The sequence below is a fragment of the Spirosoma daeguense genome, from assembly GCF_054776875.1.
In genome coordinates, this window is the sequence record NZ_BAAHBF010000014.1 from 20,357 (window position 1) to 38,961 (window position 18,605).

An 18,605-nucleotide genomic window follows, 5' to 3' on the forward strand; every position below is an offset into this window, starting at 1 on the left:
AATACACAGTAGACAACATCAGCTGAAGAAGGACTTTCCGGAATCATGGCCGTATTGGAATGCTAAAGCATGAGCTACTAGGCAAGTCCAGAAGACGGGTAAACCGTTGTGTCTAGGATTTGGGCTATGCCTTTGGCAGGTATTAAATACTATTCTATAGCTACTCTACCCTGCTCAAAATCGTTCAATTAATGGCCATTCGTCTAGGTTTCTGAACTCGCTAATAGGCTACAAATAAGGTAATTGACTTGGATTTGCCCCCTTGAGGAAATCGTCCATAAAAACCTCCAATTCCATTCAGGACAAGAGATTCTAAAGTGACCCCAATATTATATGCTACGCCCTAATTAGCTACAGAATTAATGTTTCCGGCGTTATGCGACAGTCACGAACATTTTATGCGAATTAAAAACCAGGGGGCCCTGAGCTTATCAGAATCGAACGTCAGGAAAATGTGGTGACTCGCCCCGCTATACCGCTGTTGGCACAGGCTGATAACCCACCCAATCCCAGACTAACCTGTAGCTGGCGTAAAAGCTGCTTTACCTCTCGAACTCGCCGACGCGGGATAACTACCTCCTTCTGATTACCACCCACTGACAACACCACTACCAGTTGTCTGGATTCGTTCCGATGCCGACCCACAATCAACTCAGGATCAGCCGCCAGCTGCTTGCTCAATCGCACCAAATAAGGAAAGCGCTGGCAGATGGACGATAGATAGTACCCTCCGTTGCGAAAATACACATGGGTATAATTGCCTTCGGCCAGCGTCCAGCTCACCTGAGGCTGACTATGGGGCTGATGGGGTTTTAAGTAAGGTGTTGGTTTCATAAACAATTGTCGCTTGTGACGATGAGTTAAAAATTTAGGAGCGAGTTTGGTTGGCTCTATAGGGTATCCAGAGAAAGGCGCTGATTTATCTGCTCCGTTCTCTGGATACCCTACACGTCGGTCGGAAGTTAATTGCCACCCAATCGTAACCGACTATCTGCACCCATCAATAAGCGACCGCCCTGAGCGTAGATCACCCGCAAGGCCTGCCCCAAATAACCAGCCGGTAAACGCACCGCATGATTCAGCGTCACCGCATCGCTCACTACCGGTACCCGACCACACGACCATACACTCCCATCACTCCAATCCCCCGCCTTCACACTGTACATGCTAACGCAACCACTTGGCATGACCACACTCAGCGGAAACAGCGTCGATACCGAACCGCCCTCTGGATCAGTGGCAATCACCGTCACACTGTAAAAAGTGCTGGCACTGGCTGATACTGTGCCTGCAATCGCGGATGGAGCCATCAGACTCAGACCAGGCGGCAAGCCCACCGCCGACAGACTCAGACTATTAGGCGTTTCGGCATCGGTGAAGGTGTTGGCCGGGATGGTGTAACTAAACGCCTTCCCCACCGTAGCCGACTGAGGGGGGATGGTATTGTCCACCCTCGGGTTACCGTTGGCACAATCTCTAAGCCAATTGTAGCTGAAGGTAGCCTCACCCGGTGTGCCCTGCTGACGAGCCTTGAATACAATCACTGGATTATCCGTGAACACGTTCAATTGAGACGGCTCATTGATGGCAATGGTCCTGATTTCATTCACCACCGAAAGGCTGATGGGCTGACCGTTGGTGGCGTCAAAGCTGACGGTGAAGTTAAGACGTCGTTCGAAGTAGCCCACATGATTGCAGTCCAGCATCGTTACTCCAGTGATGGCGAAATTACGCTGCTGCACACTCAGCACAAACGTAGTGCTGGCCGACAAACCACCCGGGTCGGTGGCTACGACCGTGACGCTGAAGGGCGAGCCGACGGTGGTAGAAGGCACACCGGTGATGGTGTTGGGCGCCACGAAACTCAGCCCCGCCGGCAAGCCTACCACCGACAGGCTAAGACTGTTGGTGGTTTCGGCATCGGTAAACGTAGTGGCGGGGATGGTATAACTGAATGAATCACCGACCGTAGCGACTTGAGCAGGTATAGTGGCAGCCACTGTCGGCGCGCAATTCTGATAGCCTACAGTGGCACTGGTAGTAGCCGAACAGCCGTTGACACCCGTCAGGGTCAGCGAATAAGTATCGGCTACACTCACCGAGATAGCAGACGTAGTAGCCCCCGTACTCCAGCGATATGTACCATTACCTACTGCCGACAAACTCACCGAGGACGTAGTACAGCTTAACGTAGCACTGGCGGGCGAAATGCTGACGGTGGGTGGCGTCTGATCGGCGGTTACGCTGATGGTCGCTGTACTGGAACAACCGTTGGCACTAGTTAGTGTAACGGAATACGCAGCCGCCGTGCTCACCGAGATAGCTGATGTAGTGTCTCTCGTGCTCCAGCGATACGTTCCCATACCCACCGCTGACAAACTCACCACCGGATTAGTGCAGGTTATCGTAGTACCGGTTGGCGTTCCGATGGAGGGCGAAATACTGACGGTGGGTGATGTTTGATCGGTACCCACGCTGGTGGTGGCCGTACTGGAGCAACCATTAGCACCCGTCAGCGTCAGCGAATATGTTCCAGCGACCGTCGCACTGATGGTTTGTGTAATAGCCCCCGTGCTCCAACGATACGTTCCCGTGCCTACGGCCGACAAACTCAATACCGGATTGGTGCAGGTTAACGTAGCGCTAGCGGGCGAAATGCTGACGACGGGTGGCGTCTGATCAGCGGTTACGCTGGCCGTGGCCGTACTGGCGCAGCCGTTGGCTCCTGTCAACGTCACCGAATAGGGACCGCCGACCGTCGCACTAATGGCGGACGTAGTGCCCCCCGTACTCCAGCGGTACGTTCCCGTGCCTACGGCCGACAAACTTACCGATGACGTAGTACAGCTTAACGTAGCGCTAGCGGGCGAAATGCTGACGATGGGTGGATTCTGGTTGGCACTCACGCTGGTGGTGGCCGTGCTGGAGCAGCCATTAGCGCCCGTCAACGTAACGGAATACGTAGATGCCGTGCTCACCGAGATGGCGGATGTAGTGGCCCCCGTGTTCCACCGATACGTTCCTGTGCCCACCGCTGATAAACTTATTACCGGATTGGTACAGGTTAAGGTAGTGCCGTTCGGCGTTCCGATGCTCAGGGCGGGGCGCGCGTTGACCGTTACCGAGGTGGTGGCGGTGGCGATCTGCCCCTCGCTGCTAACCGTCAGGGTGAAGTTCTGTCCCCCTGAGCCAGTGGCCGTCAGGCTTTGACTAAAGGCGGAGGTGGTGGCGGAGCCGCTGATGGGGTTACTCCCGTTCGAGAGCGTATAGCTGTAGCTGCCGCTGAGGTTGCCCACGCTGGCCACCACCGAGAAAGATTGCCCAACACAAACGGGGTTGGGACTAGCTGACAGGCTGGTGAGGGTGGGGGGAAATGGCCTGTTGAACCGCACACTTACGCTATTGCCGCGCGCATTAGCGATCACTACGTCCAGATCGCCGTCTCCATCCACATCCCCCAATGCCACGCAGGCGGGATCAGCCCCTACGCCAGGGTTAGGGTTGGTAGCCGGGGGAGTGAAGTTACCCGACCCATTGTTAAGCCGTACACTTACCGTGTTGTCAGCACCGTTTGCCGTTACCAAGTCCAGATCGCCATCCCCGTCCACATCGCCCAACGCCACACTAAAAGGATACTCCCCCACGGCGGGATTGGGGTTAATAGCTGGGAGGGTGAAGTTACCTGACCCATTGTTGAGCCGCACACTCACTGTATTGCTATAATAATTAGCCGTTAACAAGTCCAGGTCTCCGTCCCCATCCACATCCCCCAACGCCACGCTCCAGGGATAATTGTCAACGGCAGGGTTAGGGTTGGTAGCGGGGGGAGTGAAGTTGCCCGACCCATCGTTGAGCCGCACACTCACGTTATTGTCACCATAATTAGCCGTCACAAAGTCCAGGTCGCCGTCTCCATCCACATCGCCCAACGCCACGCTGCTGACACCACGTCCTACTCCAGGGTCAGGATTGGAGGTTGGTGGGGTGAAGTTGCCTGACCCATTGTTGAGCCGCACACTCACCGTGTTGTCACCAGCGTTTGCCGTTACCAAGTCCAGATCGCCGTCTCCGTCCACATCGCCCAATACCACACTAATGGGACTATCACCTACAGCGGGATTAGGGTTAGTGGTTGGAGGGGTGAAGTTGCCCGACCCATTGTTGAGCCGCACACTCACCGTATTGTTGCTGGTATTAGCCACCACGAAGTCCAGGTCCCCATCCCCATCCACATCTCCTAACGCTACACTTTGGGGGCCAGCCCCTACGCCAGGGTTGGGGTTGACCGCCGGGGCGGTGTAGTTGCCCAACCCGTCGTTGAGCCGTACACTCACGCTTTCGTTGTTCCCATTAGCGGTGAGCATATCCAGATCGCCGTCCCCATCTACATCTCCCAACACCACGCTATGAGGGCCATTGCCTACCCCAGGCTCTGGGTTTACCGCCGAGGGGATAAAGTTGCCCCGGCCGCTGCCCCCCACCCCGGTGGTGAACCCGTACACCTGACCCCGGTTCAGTCGGGCCCCACCCGTACTCTGGATAGCCGTCGTGCTGGTGACAAACACCCTCTCCCCCGGTTTAAAGTCGGTTGCTGGATTAAAGGAGAGCGTATTGCCGCTCACACTGGCGCTGCCTCCCTGCCCGTTGAGTAGCAGGCCGCCCCGCTGGGCGCTGAATACCCGCAGCCCGCTCAGGCTGGTGGGGCTCGAACTAACAGGCTGGTTAAAGGTCAGGGCTACATTGGTGGTCCGGGGTGCCGAGCGGGCATTGCGGATCGGATTGAGCCCCGTCAGGGTAATGCATTGGGCAACCGTTACCGAGGTGGTGGCAGTGGTTACCTGTCCGCCACTGCTGACCGTCAGGGTGAAGCTCTGCACCCCCGAGCCACCCGCCGTCAGGCTTTGGCTAAAGGCGGAGGTGGTGGCTGTACCGCTGATGGGGTTGCTCCCGTTGGAGAGCGTATAGCTGTAGCTGCCGCTGAGGTTGCCCACGCTGGCCACCACCGTGAGGGGTTGACCCACACAAACGGGGTTGGGGCTGGCCGACAGGTCAGTAAGGGAGGGAGGAAGGGGACCGTTGAGCCGCACACCCACGGTAGCGGAGTTATAATCAGGTGCCACAAAGTCCAGATCGCCATCCCCATCCAAATCCCCCAACGCCACGTTCCAGGGAGTAAAACTTAAGTTGGGGTTAGGGTTGGTGGCGGGCGCCGTAAAAGCGCCTGAACCGTCGTTGAGCCGCACACTCACACTTAAGGAATTAGCAGCTACAAAGTCCAGATCGCCATCGCCATCCACATCCCCTAATACCACGCCGTAGGGAGAACTGCCCACACCCACCTCGGGGCTGGTAGGATGTGGGGTAAAGCTTGCCGACCCGTTGTTGAGCCGTACACTCACGGTGCGGCTGTTAAAATTAGTGAAGAGCATGTCCAGATCGCCATCCCCATCTATATCCCCGAACGCTATTTTAGAGGGATCCTCCCCCGCCCCAATTTCTGGGTTGATGGAGGGCGGAGTAAAACTACCCGCTCCATTGTTGAGCCGTATACTTACGTTATTACTGTTACTATTAGCGGTCGCCAGATCCAGATCGCCATCCCCATCCAAATCGCCCAGCGTTACGCCGTATGGATTAGCGCCCACACCCACTTCGGGGCTGGTAGGGTGTGGGGTGAAGATACCTGACCCATTGTTGAGCCGCACACTCACCGTAGTGCGGTTCGTATTAGCGGTGAGCAGGTCAAGATCCCCGTCCCCATCCACATCCCCAAGCGTCACGCTCCAGGCGCCACCGCCCACACTCACCTCGGGATTGGTAGGGTGTGGTGTAAAGCTTGCTGACCCGTTGTTGAGCCGTATACCCACGCTTTCGCTGTACTGATTAGCGGTGAGCAGGTCCAGATCGCCATCCCCATCCACATCGCCCAACACCACATTACGAGGAGTATTTCCTACCTCAAAGTTGGGGTTGACTGCCGGGGGGGTGAAGCTGCCCGTTCCGTTGTTAAGTCGCACATTCACGATGGAGCGTAAAGAACTAGCACAGACCAAGTCCAGATCGCCATCCCCATCCAAATCGCCAACTGCCACGTCGAAAGCGCCAACCTCCACGCCCACCTCGGAGTTGGTAGCGGGTGCCGTGAAGTTGCCCTTGCCTGTGCCGCCCACCCCGGTGGTGAACTGGTGAACCTGACCCCGGCTCAGCCGACCACCACCCGTACCCTGAATGGCTGTTGTGCTGGTAACAAACACCGTCTCCCCCGGTTTGAAGTTGGTAGCTGGATTGAAGGTGAGTGTATTGACGCTCACGCTGGCGCTACCTCCCTGCCCGTTACGTAGCAAGCCGTCCCCCTGGGCGCTGAACACCCGCACTCCCCCCAGCGTGGCGGCATTGGTACTCAGTGATTGGTTGAAGGTCAGGCCCACGTTGGTCGTTCGGGACGCATTCCGGGCGTTGCGGACCGGATTGAGCCCCGTCAGGGTCAGACTCTGGCCAGAGACTAGCTGGACCAGGGACCACAGGGCCACCAGCAGCCCCAGTTTGTAGTAGTTGCAGTTCATACGAGTAGCGTAGAGTACAGGACTAGGTAGGAGACCGGCGGACGGCCTAATGCCGGGTATAGAGGGCCACTTGGCAAACCGGTCAGGTCGGTATTTTTCCCTCCTAGTACTCGTTCAAAGGTAGTGGGCAGGTACCCCGTCAGACGATAACAAATGATCCAAATAGGATAACAAATGGTCCATTTTAGGCCAACATGAAGCGTTGTTAGTGGTTGCTTAGCCTTGAGCGGCAAAGTCGCTGGGGCTCAGTTGATAGAGTTCCCGGAAACACTTGCTGAAGTAGGCCCGACTCTCGAAACCTACCTGGAAGGCCGTCTCACTCACCGAAACGCCCGAGCGCAGCAGTTGGGAAGCCTGTTTCAGACGGTAGTTGCGCAGCAGCTCATGGGCCGTCAGACCCGTCAGGGCTTTCACTTTACGGAACAGGGCTGTACGGCTCATCCCCAGTTCGCTCATGAGCTGGTCGAGGCCAAAGCCGGTATCGCTCAGGTGGGCGTCAAACAGAGCGTACAGGCGGGTTAGGAATGGGTCGGTCGATTCGGAAACTGGCGGGGGCGAAGTCGGGTCAGGATTTCGCAGACTCGCTTGTACCCACTCCCGCTGGCGCTGTTTACTCACTAGCTGATTACGTACCCGCAGCTGCAGTTCGGCGATCTGAAAAGGCTTGGTCAGGTAATCATCGGCGCCCAGCAAGAGCCCCGCCAGCCGATTCTCCACCGACGACTTGGCCGTCAGCAGGATGATGGGAATATGACTGGTGCGCTGGTCGGTTTTCAACTGGTTACAAAGCGTAAAGCCATCCATCAGGGGCATCATCACATCCGAGAGGATCAGATCAGGTAGCTGTTCCAGCGCTTTTTTAAGCCCATCCTGACCGTTAACGGCCCTCCGAACCCGGTAGTGATGGGGCAAACTGTCGATAATAAAGCGGGCCAGTTCATCATTGTCTTCCACGACGAGTAAGTCGGCCGAAGGAACTGATTCGGAGCTATCCAACGGGGCGCTCTCCAGTGAATCGGCGGCAGGGGCATCCATCCCCTCAGCCTTCCTGTAGGGCAACCCAACCCTGAACGTAGTACCCTGGTTTAGCTGGCTCTCAACCGAAATCTGCCCACCCTGCAACTGGACCAACTCCTGCACCAGCGCCAGACCAATACCCGTCCCGGGTGTACCACTTGTATCATCGACCGAACCAGTATGCCGGAGCGACGGCTGGAATGACCCGGCGGGGAACCGCGTATCACCGACCGAACGTGGCCGGGATGCCGTATCACCGACCTGATAAAAGCGGTCGAAGATATGGGGCAGGTGTTCCGCCGGAATGCCAACGCCCGTATCGGCAACGGTGAGTTGGATACGCCCCGAAGCTTCCGTCAACGTTACGTTAATGGTACCCACTTTAGTGAATTTCAGAGCATTGGCTGCCAGGTTGTAAACGATACGTTCCAGCTTTTCAGCATCGAACCAGTAATCGCCCATTACGTCGGAGGTAAAGGTCAGGCTGAGTCCCTGAGTAGTGGCCTGGCCGGTTAAGGGATTCAGCCAGTGCCGGACAAATTCGGTCAGTTCCCCTCTCGACTCGTGAATGGGCATCACACTGGCTTCCAGTTTGGACAGATCCAGTAGTTGATTAATCAGGCCAAGGAGTTGATGCGCATTCTGTTCGATGATTTGTACTAAACGCAGACGGTTTTTGGGTTCGATACGTTGGCTCTTTAGCTGTTCGGCGGGACCAAGAATAAGCGTGAGTGGCGTCCGAAACTCGTGGGTAATGTTGGTAAAAAAGTTGTTTTTGAGCGTATCGACGGCCCGGAGCTGGTCGGCTTCCTGCTGGCGAAGCTGAACGGTTTGCTTGAGCCGGATTCGATTCAGATAAACCAGAAGTAAACCCCAGGCCAGACTTAAGCCAATCAGAAAATAGAGAGCAATGGCCCACCAGGTGGCCCAGAAGGGCGGCTGGATGGTTATTGCCAGCTTACGAACGTATCGACTCCACTGGCCTGAGGTGTTAGACGCATTGAGCATCAGGACGTAATCGCCCGATGGCAGGTTGGTGTAAATGGCTTCTGGCCGGGTCGTCTCTTTCCAGATGTCTTCCAGACCTTGCAGGCGGTAGCGGTATCGATTTTTAGCCGGTCGATTGAATTGTAAGGCGGCAAATTGAACAGTTATATAATTCTGGTTGTGGGCCAGGGTAAGGTGAGTAGTAGCCTGAATGGGTAACGTAGCGAGCAGGGACCGATTGCCGGACGTAGTGGTATCCGTGCCATCGGGTGCTGGCAGGTCGGGCTGAATGAGTTGATTATTCACCTGGAGTTGAGTCAGTTCAACCCTGGGCTCAAAGGTATCCTGACCGATCTTCCGGGGGTTGAATAAGGTAAACCCTTCCAGGCCACCCATCAGGATGTTGCCCTCCGGGAACTGAACGTAGTGGTTCCGGTTAAACTCATCAGCCATGATACCGTCATCCCGCGTAAAGGTCTGGGTAGTAAACGTTTGTCGGTTCATCCGGCATAACCCTTTGTTGGTACCCACCCACAAATAGCCATAGCGGTCGGGCAGGGCCGAATACACTACGTTGTTGGGCAATCCATTGGCCTGGGTAAACCGGCGAAACCGCCCCGTTCGTTTATCGAACAGACACAACCCACTACCAAACGTACCAATCCATAGTCGGTTGGCGTCGGCGGGGTCGGCCGATAGGCAGTATAAGGTATTGCTGCTCAAAGAGGTGGCATCGCCGGGCCGGTTGACAAATTGCCGGACCTCGCCATTGTGGCGGTCGAGTCGCCAGAGTCCCCCCAACTGACTAGCCAGCCAGAGCGCCCCGTCATCGACCACCAGTTCCGTAATAGGACCCGAAGATAGACTGGTGGGAATCGGGTAGCGAAACCGGTTCCAGCGTTGCGTCGACTCATCGAACCAAAACGCCGTTGTGTCATACACCGCCCAGACCCGGCCTTGGGGATCGGTGGTTATGGGGCTGGGATAGATTAAACTCCCTTCGGTGATAAGGCGAATGGGTAAGGGAAGAGACTCGGTCCGGCCGGTTCTCCGATCCATCCGATACAAATCTGGAGTGCCTATGCTGAACCAGAGACGACCTGCCCGATCGAAGGTCGAGCGAAAACTATAGTTGATTGATCCCCGCAGGGTGACCAGTACCGCCGGAGAAACAGGGGGTAGCCCCAGCGAATCGCGGGTGAGCAGGTCCAGATAAAACTCATGCGCGTACCGGTATTTCTGAAAAGGGCTCGGCTGCAGGTCGTAGGTGCGGATGCCTGCTCCGCTGGTACCCATCCATAAGACATTGGTCCGATCGACGAGCAAACTCCGGCACTCCTCGTTGGGCTGATCCCAGTGGGCTACGAGTTGGACGCCCTGCTGGTCGGTAAACCGAAACAGACTGTTCGTCCGACCAAAATACACCGATCCCTGTCGACCGATAGCCGTATTCCAGCCTACTCCATTGCCATTGCTCGTGGTAGGCAGTGGGTAGATCCGCAACTCGCCCGTTCGGGGCTGAAGCAGCGTCAGGTAGTGATGCGAGAAGAGCATGAGCTCGCCATTCGGCCGGAGACGAAGCGTGGTGATTATGTCGTTCGGCAGTGACTGGGCCTGCCCAGGCTGGTGTCGCCAGTGGATAAACCGGTGGGTGGCTTCCTCAAAGCGGTCCAGCCCTCTGTCCGTCAACAGCCAGATCGTCCCCTGGGCGTCTTCCTGCATGTCGAATACGCCATTGCTGCTGATAGACGAAGCTTGCTGGGGTTGGTGACGAAACCACTGCCCTTGTTTTTGGGCTACATCCCAGCAAAACAGGCCATAACCAAACACCATTGACCAGAGCCGACCCTGTCGATCGATGTATATATTGCTATGCTTGGTACCGGGTTTGACCAGTCGACGGAAAGCAGCCTGCTTCGAGACATTGGTAAAGGTTTCCGTCCGCGGGTCGAAGACATCGATATCCCCCCGCTCGGAGTTGATCCAGATACGCCCGTGGCGATCCAGTTTAAGTTGGTTGATTCCTGCAAACGAAAGAGAAGGGCGCCCGTCGGGATCGGGTTGGAAGACCTTAAATCGCTGCCCATCGTACCGACAGAGGCCATCGCGGGTGGCGGCCCAGATGAAGCCCTGCTTATCCTGAAGAATAGACGGCACAAAAGCCTGAGGTAAGCCCTCGCGGTCGGTAATAACCTGAGGCTGGGGTAGCTGAAACGACTGAGCCCGCAGCCCGCCCGATGAGGTCAGCAGGCTCAGCCAACAGACTAGCACACGTAAGAGTAACGGTATGGATCTATTCATACCCGTTGGGCAAGTTCAGATTACGTCGTCTGCCAGGACGAGTAACCCAAAGGCATCACCCTTGATTGAGGAGTTGGTTGAGTAACGGATTGGAACAAAACTAGCTTTTTTTGCGCTTCACTCGCCATATTCGCGCTTAAAAATGAGTGAGGCCACATATGTCTGTACAGCGTATATCAATATTCGTGACCCACAGGCCAAGAATCCATTTTTTGCGAAGAACATGACATGTTCTCGATTTTAGCTATGCCACAGTTCGACTCCTAGGGGGGTCTGATAAGCGGATAAATCGTAAAATTTATCTTAATCAGCTCGATAGGCGTATTTCGCATTCCACTTCCTGGCTACTCTTGCCACTGACTTGTCTTGGATAGTCACTGATGCCTGTTCAACCGAATGATTTACGGACAGGTCAAGACCATTTTCGTTCAATTAAAGAGTAGTCAAAACTATTTATTGCACTTGATAAAAGCCCTGAATGAATGGTTTAGGCGTAGAAAAGGTATTGATCGAAATCGTCCACGAAAACCTTGCCATTATTGCACAGGTTTAGGCCTTAATACATTGTAATTTAGCTCATTGCAACAAACATGACCGCAAACAGAAACCGTTCAGAAAAACGTCCTTTTTTTTAGATTTACCCTAAGCCAATTGTTATGCCTTATTTTCTCGTTTTAGTTTTTCAAAAACCGTATGCTACTAATTGAGTTGGACAGATATTAAAATCACCGGCAAACGGCCTCATATTGCACATTTCCGTACCGAACTTTTTTATACGGATACCAGCGAAGTTTGGGTTTTCGCCTACGTTGATGCATCTGATGAGGAGTCAAGTAATTCAATGATGCATGAGGTCGAACCATGTTATAGGCATTAATCGCTCGTTCTACAGCTTCTTCTGCTGCTGAAAAAGAAGAAAACGCACGAGCTAATTTACAGTCATCCTAATGAGAATGCGAAGTACTCGCTCGGCCATCGCATTCTCATTAGGATCACCTGACTCAGTCATACTGATGGTGATATTAGCTTGGCGCAAGCGCTGCACATAGGCCCACGAGCAATACTGTACACCAGGGTCTGAATGGTGGATCAAGGGCTGGCTGATGTCTTTATGAGCCGATAATGCCATTTTTAAGGCGTTAAGTGCTCCTTGAGCGTGCATCGTCTTCAAGAGCGACCAACCGCACAGGCGGCCCTGACACAATCTTACGCGAGACAGCATCCATAATAATAATATACAGATAAGCGAAGTTTGAGCCTACAGCAATATAGCTGGGCCGCCGGGGCGGTCAAGTCGCTCACCCACAGCTCATTAATCCGAACCGGCTTTAAGTCTTTAGCCCTATTCGGGTATTTGTAATGTGGGTGATTTGACTCCGTTGTCGCCACTTTACTCGATTTCCTTTTAGCCAACATGCCGTGCTCTTTCAGTAGCAGATGTAACCGATCCCGACCCAGCTTTATGCGGTGTCGTAACAGGAATGTTTTTAGCTCACTATGCAATTTGTGCGTGCCCATACCGGGCACTTCACGCCGTATCCGCCTGAATTCCGCCCCGGCGGCCCGGTTGTAAGATAGCATCCGTCTGAAAACTCGTTCTCTCTTGTCGCCGGGTAGCCGCGTACCAAGCCTGACGTACTCTGCCAAACAGCTTACAGATTAACTCCATGCCTACTAAGGAGTAGCGACGAGTTAATTTTTCGGCCGCTTGGCGCCAGACTTTTTTACGATAGGGATATGGAATTGTTCTTCCGCAATCTGGATTACCGTTTGGTAGGCTTCCGTTTGTAGGCGTAAAAACTGGTTCTCCTTTTCCATTTCGGCCAGTTTCCTTTCTAGCATTTTGACATAATCAGCATATCGTTTCATGACTTTACGACGATGTTTAGGATATAACAGGGGAAGTAAACGGTAACGAAAGTAATTACGGTTAAGACGGCGCAGTTCCGTCTTGGAGATGCCCAAGGTTTCTTCCAGTTCGGAGGCTTGGACTCGTTCGGCCCGATAGGCTTCAACTACCTTCCAACGGAATATGTGTCGAGTTTTCTTTTTCTTATAGCCTACTAAATCATTAAGATACGTATTCATACTGGATTTTGACTAAAATTTCCAGTAGCATACGGTTTCTATACGTGCAACGGATTCGCCAATGGTGCCGGGTTTTGCTGGCTGAGTATACCGGAGAATTGGGGGGCAATTTCTACTAGATACCGGAGCAAACCGTCCTTGCGTTGATGCGGGAGTTACGCAAAGAATTATCCTACACAGGGTTACGTTCCGGGTATCTACTGGCCTACCAGCATCGGGAATGGTGCGATTTCTTAATGGGGAATGGTGTCTGCCGATAGGCACTAGGCTGTAAATCCGGTTTCTTATATTAAAATAAATTAACACACACATTTAGTGACTTAAGAATTGGGAAACAGTCAATAAATTACGTGTGGACGCACACGTATATTCTTGATAGTCAAGTTTTTATTCCCCTTTTTTGTATGAAAAAATCACCTGCATCGCGGTCGATGACGAAGCCTGGTCGCTCGATTTTCTCCTCAAGCATAACCTGAATAAAATTCCGCAGTTGGACCTGAAAGGCCACTTTACCAATCCCCTAGAGGCACTGGCTTTCTTAAACAACAATCGGGTTGACCTCTTATTTCTAGATGTGGAAATGCCGAACTATAGTCTGAATGGCCTGGACATCATGCACCGCAGTACACCCTCACAAGCGATTATTTTCATCAGTGGGATGGTGACTTTAGCGTTGGATTATGACTTTAGCGCCTTTAATATCATTGCCACGCTGCCCAAGCCGTTTTCCTTTTCGCGCTTTCAGGAGGCTGTTGAAACGTATCAGCAGCACCTATCAGCCGATTCCCATTGAGGGTCCCCCAAACGGTAGCTTTTACTTACCCATAGGGACCGCTCAAACGGTTCCTTTTTTGTTAACTACTTGGGCCTGGTTTATTCCGTGCGATGAATGCCGCTGTGTCATCTGTGGTTTAGGCGGCAGTTCGCTCAACTGGAATAGGGAATCGTAGCTATTGCTGTGGGATAGATTCACCATGTACCGGCCCTAATTCGGGTATTTCAGCGGCATGGTCCAGCACGGGCCGCCCCAATAATTCACGGTCGGTCGTTGCCCTCGTTTGGGCTAGAGGTGTACAAAGTCGTCTCGCTTTGAGGAGCGTTATTGTGAGATTAGGCTAGTAACATTTCTAGACAACTGCTACTTAACTTCCTGTCCAGTAAAAGGTAGCAAATCCAGAATTTGTTGTCCGGTTAGGCCAGACATCTAAGGCTCGTCAGGTTTCGCTGCCGGTTAATAATCCCTCGATCATTTATCCTGATCAAATAGAAATCGCAGGGCCGATCACTGATTTGGTCGGTGAAAAACCACTTCCTCTATTGGTAGAAGACAAGGAGGACGTAGCAACCTACATCGTAACCTGTATTCAGGCAGATTATCAGATCATCCGTGCCAACAATGGGCAAGCAGGTATTGAGAACGTACAGGACGGATCTGATTCTGAACGATGTAATGATGCCACTTAAAGATGGGGTTCAGTTCTGTGATACGTTAAGAAACGACGAGCCAACCAGCCAAATTCCCATTGTATTGCTGAGGGCAAGGGCTGCTTTTAGCGATCAGATTAGTGGTCTCCGACGTGGTGCCGATGCCTATCTGACCAAACCGTTTCAGCGAGAAGAGGTGCAGGTGGTGTTGAGTAATTTGCTTCAATCCCGGCGGGTTTTACAGATTCACTATAGCCAGCGGGCACTACCAACCAGCCTAACCGAAACGGCTCCCAGCGACGGCATTGATTCTCTGCAGGATCAGTTTTTGCACAAGCTACGGCTGGTACTGGAGCCGCAACTGGATAACGCCAATGGCTCAATTGAAACACTTTGCCAGCAATTGGGCATGAGCCGTGCGTCCCGCCATCGGAAAATGACTGCTCTAACAGGCATGGCACTGACTCGCTACGTTTGGCCAACGCGCTACTTTCCTCATCAAGCCTGACTATTTCCGAAATTGCCTATGCTGTGGGCTTTGACGCCCCGAAGTACTTCAGCCGGGTATTTTTCGAAGAATTTGGCGTTTCACCCGCCAATTTCCGCCATTTTTCCCGAGACTAAAACAATAGTCCACCTTTTCGGACAATAGTCCACCTCCCTTTCGCCGGCTCTCTCGTAGACTTGTGGCGCCGTTTACAACCCGATATCAGGCTTGTGGCTGTCCGGAATTTCTGTTAGTTATACTGGCTACTTTTTTAACCTAGTTTGAACATGGAGTACCTGAGTTCTGCCAGATATGAGCAGCTTTTAAACAGGGCGACCACTGGCCTGTGGCGGACAATCTTCCACTGCTGGTTACTTCTGATCACCTTTTTAGGATCTACCGCTGAACTAGTGGCTCAAACGACGACCTGGACGGGTGGTGCAAGTACTGTCTGGAATATACCCGGCAACTGGTCGGGTGGGGTGCCAACAGCTGGCCTTGATGTGGTGATTCCCTCAACACCGATCAACCAACCGGTGTTAAGCACAACGGCTGTGGCTCGATCAATGGAGGTGCAGAGCGGAGCCTCTCTGAGTATTACAGCAGCAGGCAGTCTAACCGTCAATGGGGCCAGAGCCGTATTCTCCAGTTGAGATGCCATTAGCAATAGTGGTACAATCACCAGCGGAGGGCAATTAATCATCAGTAACTCTTCTTACAGAGAGTATGGTATTTATAATGGGGGGACTTTCAGCAACACGACTGGAGGTATCATCACCATTGATGGCGCAACTGATGAAGGCTTATTCAACGTTGGTAGTTTCATAAATGCGTCCCAGATCATCATCGGCGCAAAAGCAGCCGTGGGAATGTTTGGTCTTTCTAATGCGACCAGCTTCATCAATAACGTGGGAGGTAATATCAAGATTGACCGGACATCTTTCGCGGGCTTGTACAATCGAACGTTCGGTAGTTTCACCAACTTCGCTCAGATCACCATTGGGGCCAATTCTACGATATACGATGGGGTTTATAATCTGGGCACATTCAACAATACAGGTTGCGGAGCTTTGCTCAACGTAGTTGGCAGTATGACTGATCAACATGATGGTGTGCTTACCAATAGCGGTAGCATCATAGAGAATACATCCCTGAATAGTCTCATTACCACTAATTCAGGACTAGTTCGGAACCTCGGCGGGGGTAATTTCACCATTACCAACAATACGGGGGTACTGACCACTGCCCCTGGAAGTGCCGGCGTTAGCGTTTCTGCCAGCCCTTCGCTGACTATCAATCAGGGTCAGACTACCAACCTGACGGCTTCGGGGGCTACCAGTTATACTTGGTCGACGGGTCAAATTACCCCTACCATCTCGGTAAGTGTGGCCGGTACGTACTCGGTGACGGGCACACTAAGCAGTTGCTCTTCGGTGACCAGCGTGGTGGTCACCGTACTTAATACCCCTACCATCATGGGCTTTGCGGTTAGCCCCAACCCGGTTGTAGTGGGCCAGCCGATTCTCTTTACGGCGACAGTGGGTAATTTCTCAGGTAGTTACAGCTACACGCTGAGCAATGGTAGCTCAACTACTACGTCCACCAGCAGCAATACCGCCTTCAGTCAGGAGTCAATCGCCAGTATCTCCAGTCCTCAGACCTACACCCTAACGGTGGTGAACAACGACAGACCACCGGGATGGGCGACCACCAGTTTGACGGTGGTCAATGACTTCACCTGGACGGGCAGCACCAGCACAAACTGGAACACGGCCAGCAACTGGTATCCTGCCAAAGTGCCAGTGGCGAGCGATCATGTGGTGATTCCTCCGACACCGGTCAACCAGCCAGTGATAAGTACGACGGCTGTGGCCAGATCGGTAAATGTGAATAGCGGGGCTTCGTTGTCGATCACGGCAGGAGGTAGCCTGAGCATCAATAGTTCCAGAAGTGTAAACCGTGCCCTCACAGCCTTCTACAACAGTGGCACTGTCACCAATGAAGGGCAGTTTATCATCGGCAGGAACGCCTATGCAGGAGAGTATGGCCTCTGGAACCAAGGAGGCACCGTCAATAATAATACAGGAGGTATCATCACCATCGATTGGACATCCCAGACTGCCTTGTACAATCAAAGTGGCAATTTCACCAATTCCGGCAAGATCAACATTGGTACTATTACAACGGTGGGCAACTATGGCCTTTATAACCAGGCTACTTTCACCAACACGGGCTGTGGTGCTTTGATCAACGTAGTGGCCAATGCCCGTATTACCGACGCAGGTAGTGGAACACTCACTAATAGCGGCACTATCATTGAAAATGCATCCCTGAGTAGCAACATTACCAACAATTCAGGACTGGTGCGCAATCTTAATGGGAGTAGTTTCGCCATTACCACCAATACAGGGGTATTGACCACAGCCCCCGGAGGTGCTGGTGTTAGCATTTCGGTCAGCCCTTCGCTGACTATCAATCAGGGGCAGAGCGCCACCCTGACCGCTTCGGGAGCTGTTGGCTATAATTGGGCAAGTGGTCAAAGCACCAGTGCTATCTCGGTGAGTGTGGCCGGTACATATTCGGTAACGGGCACGCTGGGTAGCTGTACTTCGGTGACCAGTGTGGTGGTTCGAGCGCCCATTAGCCTAACGACTTCGGCCAGCCCCAATACGATCTGTATGGGTGGCTCGGTGGCCCTCTCTGTAACTACTAAAGGCAGCAGTTCACCTTATAGCTACTCCTGGGTGGCTCCGGCAGGAGTAACCCTCAGTGCTACCAATGCAAGTGCAGTAACAGGGATCGCTAGTACATCTCTGTCGGGCGTAAAAACGTTTACGGTGAGTGTAGCTGGTTCAGACGATATGCCTATCAGTACCACCACGGTAAGTATTACGGTGAGTGTCCCACCTACAGCCAGCATCGGTCCGTTGAATGCTATGCTAACCTGTGCCAATCCTACCCGTAACCTACTAGCTAGTGGAGGAGCTACCTACCGATGGGACAACAACGTCACTACGGAGATACGTAGTGTGAGTGTGGCTGGTACGTATTCCGTCACGGTCAGCTCTGCTACTGGCTGTACAGCAACAGCCAGTCGAACAATTACCAGCAACACGACTCCTCCCCCGGCCAGCATTAGTCCATCCATCGGAACGCCGACCGGGGCTACCTTAACCTGTGCCACGCCTACGGTGAGTCTTACGGCCAGCGGAGGGACTACTTACCGATGGGAGAACAATACCACTACGTCCATACGTAGTGTGAGTGTCGCCGGAACCTACTCCGTAACGGTGACCGGGGCCAATGGCTGTACAGCCACCGCCAGTTTTAGTGTGAGCAGTATAGCTATTGAGCCGATGTATACGCTGAAGACGGGTTTGTGGTCGGATGTGAGTGTATGGTCCTGTGGTCGCTTACCGCTGGGGAGTGATGTGCTTCAGATAAAACATGTAGTGACCATACCCGCCAATTACATTGGTTATGCGGCAAAGTTCAATCTGGAGGCATTTCAGAAGATTATCTTTAGTGCCGGGAGTCGACTCAGGCTAGGACAGTAAAAAGCGTATGCTACAAATGAAGTTGAACAGATATTAAAACCAGCCTTTTGCGAGATGAAGAAACAGCGGCAAGCGAATTTAAGCCTACCACTGTTTAACTGAGTTACTGATGTTACGCAGCCTTAGCTAATAGAGTAGATTGACTTTTGAGACTGTTAAGGTTTCGTAATGCTAATTTCA

At 53.0% G+C, this 18,605-nt stretch carries 11 protein-coding genes and 1 pseudogene; 5 read left to right on the forward strand and 7 right to left on the reverse strand.

Going from position 1 to position 18,605, the window contains the following annotated elements; all coding sequences use genetic code 11:
• Positions 1-444 precede the first annotated feature (444 nt).
• The 7 genes and pseudogenes from ACYVD4_RS31440 to ACYVD4_RS31470 form a co-directional block, all read right to left on the reverse strand.
• Complete coding sequence (locus ACYVD4_RS31440) at positions 445-834, reverse strand: hypothetical protein (protein WP_460952359.1); 390 nt, start codon at positions 832-834, stop codon at positions 445-447.
• A 128-nt stretch (positions 835-962) separates the two neighbouring features.
• Positions 963-6,563 (reverse strand): FG-GAP-like repeat-containing protein, encoded by a 5,601-nt coding sequence (locus ACYVD4_RS31445; RefSeq protein WP_460952360.1) that lies wholly within the window; start codon positions 6,561-6,563, stop codon positions 963-965.
• Between the two features lie 216 nt (positions 6,564-6,779).
• Positions 6,780-10,868, reverse strand: a complete 4,089-nt coding sequence (locus tag ACYVD4_RS31450; protein ID WP_460952362.1) for a two-component regulator propeller domain-containing protein — start codon at positions 10,866-10,868, stop codon at positions 6,780-6,782.
• A gap of 725 nt (positions 10,869-11,593) precedes the next feature.
• Positions 11,594-11,755: pseudogene (locus tag ACYVD4_RS31455) on the reverse strand (IS3 family transposase); the annotation flags it as partial.
• Between the two features lie 41 nt (positions 11,756-11,796).
• On the reverse strand, positions 11,797-12,090 hold the full coding sequence (locus tag ACYVD4_RS31460) for a DDE-type integrase/transposase/recombinase (RefSeq protein ID WP_460952364.1): 294 nt from the start codon (positions 12,088-12,090) through the stop codon (positions 11,797-11,799).
• A 306-nt stretch (positions 12,091-12,396) separates the two neighbouring features.
• Positions 12,397-12,537 carry a hypothetical protein gene (locus ACYVD4_RS31465; RefSeq protein ID WP_460952365.1) on the reverse strand — a complete coding sequence of 47 codons (141 nt, stop codon included), beginning with the start codon at positions 12,535-12,537 and terminating at the stop codon, positions 12,397-12,399.
• A gap of 23 nt (positions 12,538-12,560) precedes the next feature.
• Complete coding sequence (locus ACYVD4_RS31470; RefSeq protein WP_460952367.1) at positions 12,561-12,956, reverse strand: hypothetical protein; 396 nt, start codon at positions 12,954-12,956, stop codon at positions 12,561-12,563.
• 400 nt (positions 12,957-13,356) lie between these two features.
• Between ACYVD4_RS31470 and ACYVD4_RS31475 the strand changes: the two genes are divergently transcribed.
• The 5 genes from ACYVD4_RS31475 to ACYVD4_RS31495 all read left to right on the forward strand — a co-directional run bounded on the left by ACYVD4_RS31475 (position 13,357) and on the right by ACYVD4_RS31495 (position 18,425).
• On the forward strand, positions 13,357-13,749 hold the full coding sequence (locus ACYVD4_RS31475) for a LytR/AlgR family response regulator transcription factor (protein WP_460952368.1): 393 nt from the start codon (positions 13,357-13,359) through the stop codon (positions 13,747-13,749).
• A gap of 603 nt (positions 13,750-14,352) precedes the next feature.
• Positions 14,353-14,889, forward strand: coding sequence for a response regulator (locus ACYVD4_RS31480; RefSeq protein ID WP_460952369.1), 537 nt, complete (start codon positions 14,353-14,355; stop codon positions 14,887-14,889).
• A complete protein-coding gene (locus ACYVD4_RS31485) occupies positions 14,856-15,005 on the forward strand; it encodes a helix-turn-helix domain-containing protein (RefSeq protein WP_460952371.1) in 150 nt (49 codons plus the stop codon). The genes ACYVD4_RS31480 and ACYVD4_RS31485 overlap by 34 nt, the downstream gene beginning before the upstream one ends.
• A 150-nt stretch (positions 15,006-15,155) precedes the next feature.
• Positions 15,156-15,521, forward strand: coding sequence for a hypothetical protein (locus ACYVD4_RS31490; RefSeq protein ID WP_460952373.1), 366 nt, complete (start codon positions 15,156-15,158; stop codon positions 15,519-15,521).
• A 216-nt stretch (positions 15,522-15,737) separates the two neighbouring features.
• On the forward strand, positions 15,738-18,425 hold the full coding sequence (locus ACYVD4_RS31495) for a beta strand repeat-containing protein (RefSeq protein WP_460952374.1): 2,688 nt from the start codon (positions 15,738-15,740) through the stop codon (positions 18,423-18,425).
• The last annotated feature ends 180 nt before the right edge of the window (positions 18,426-18,605 follow it).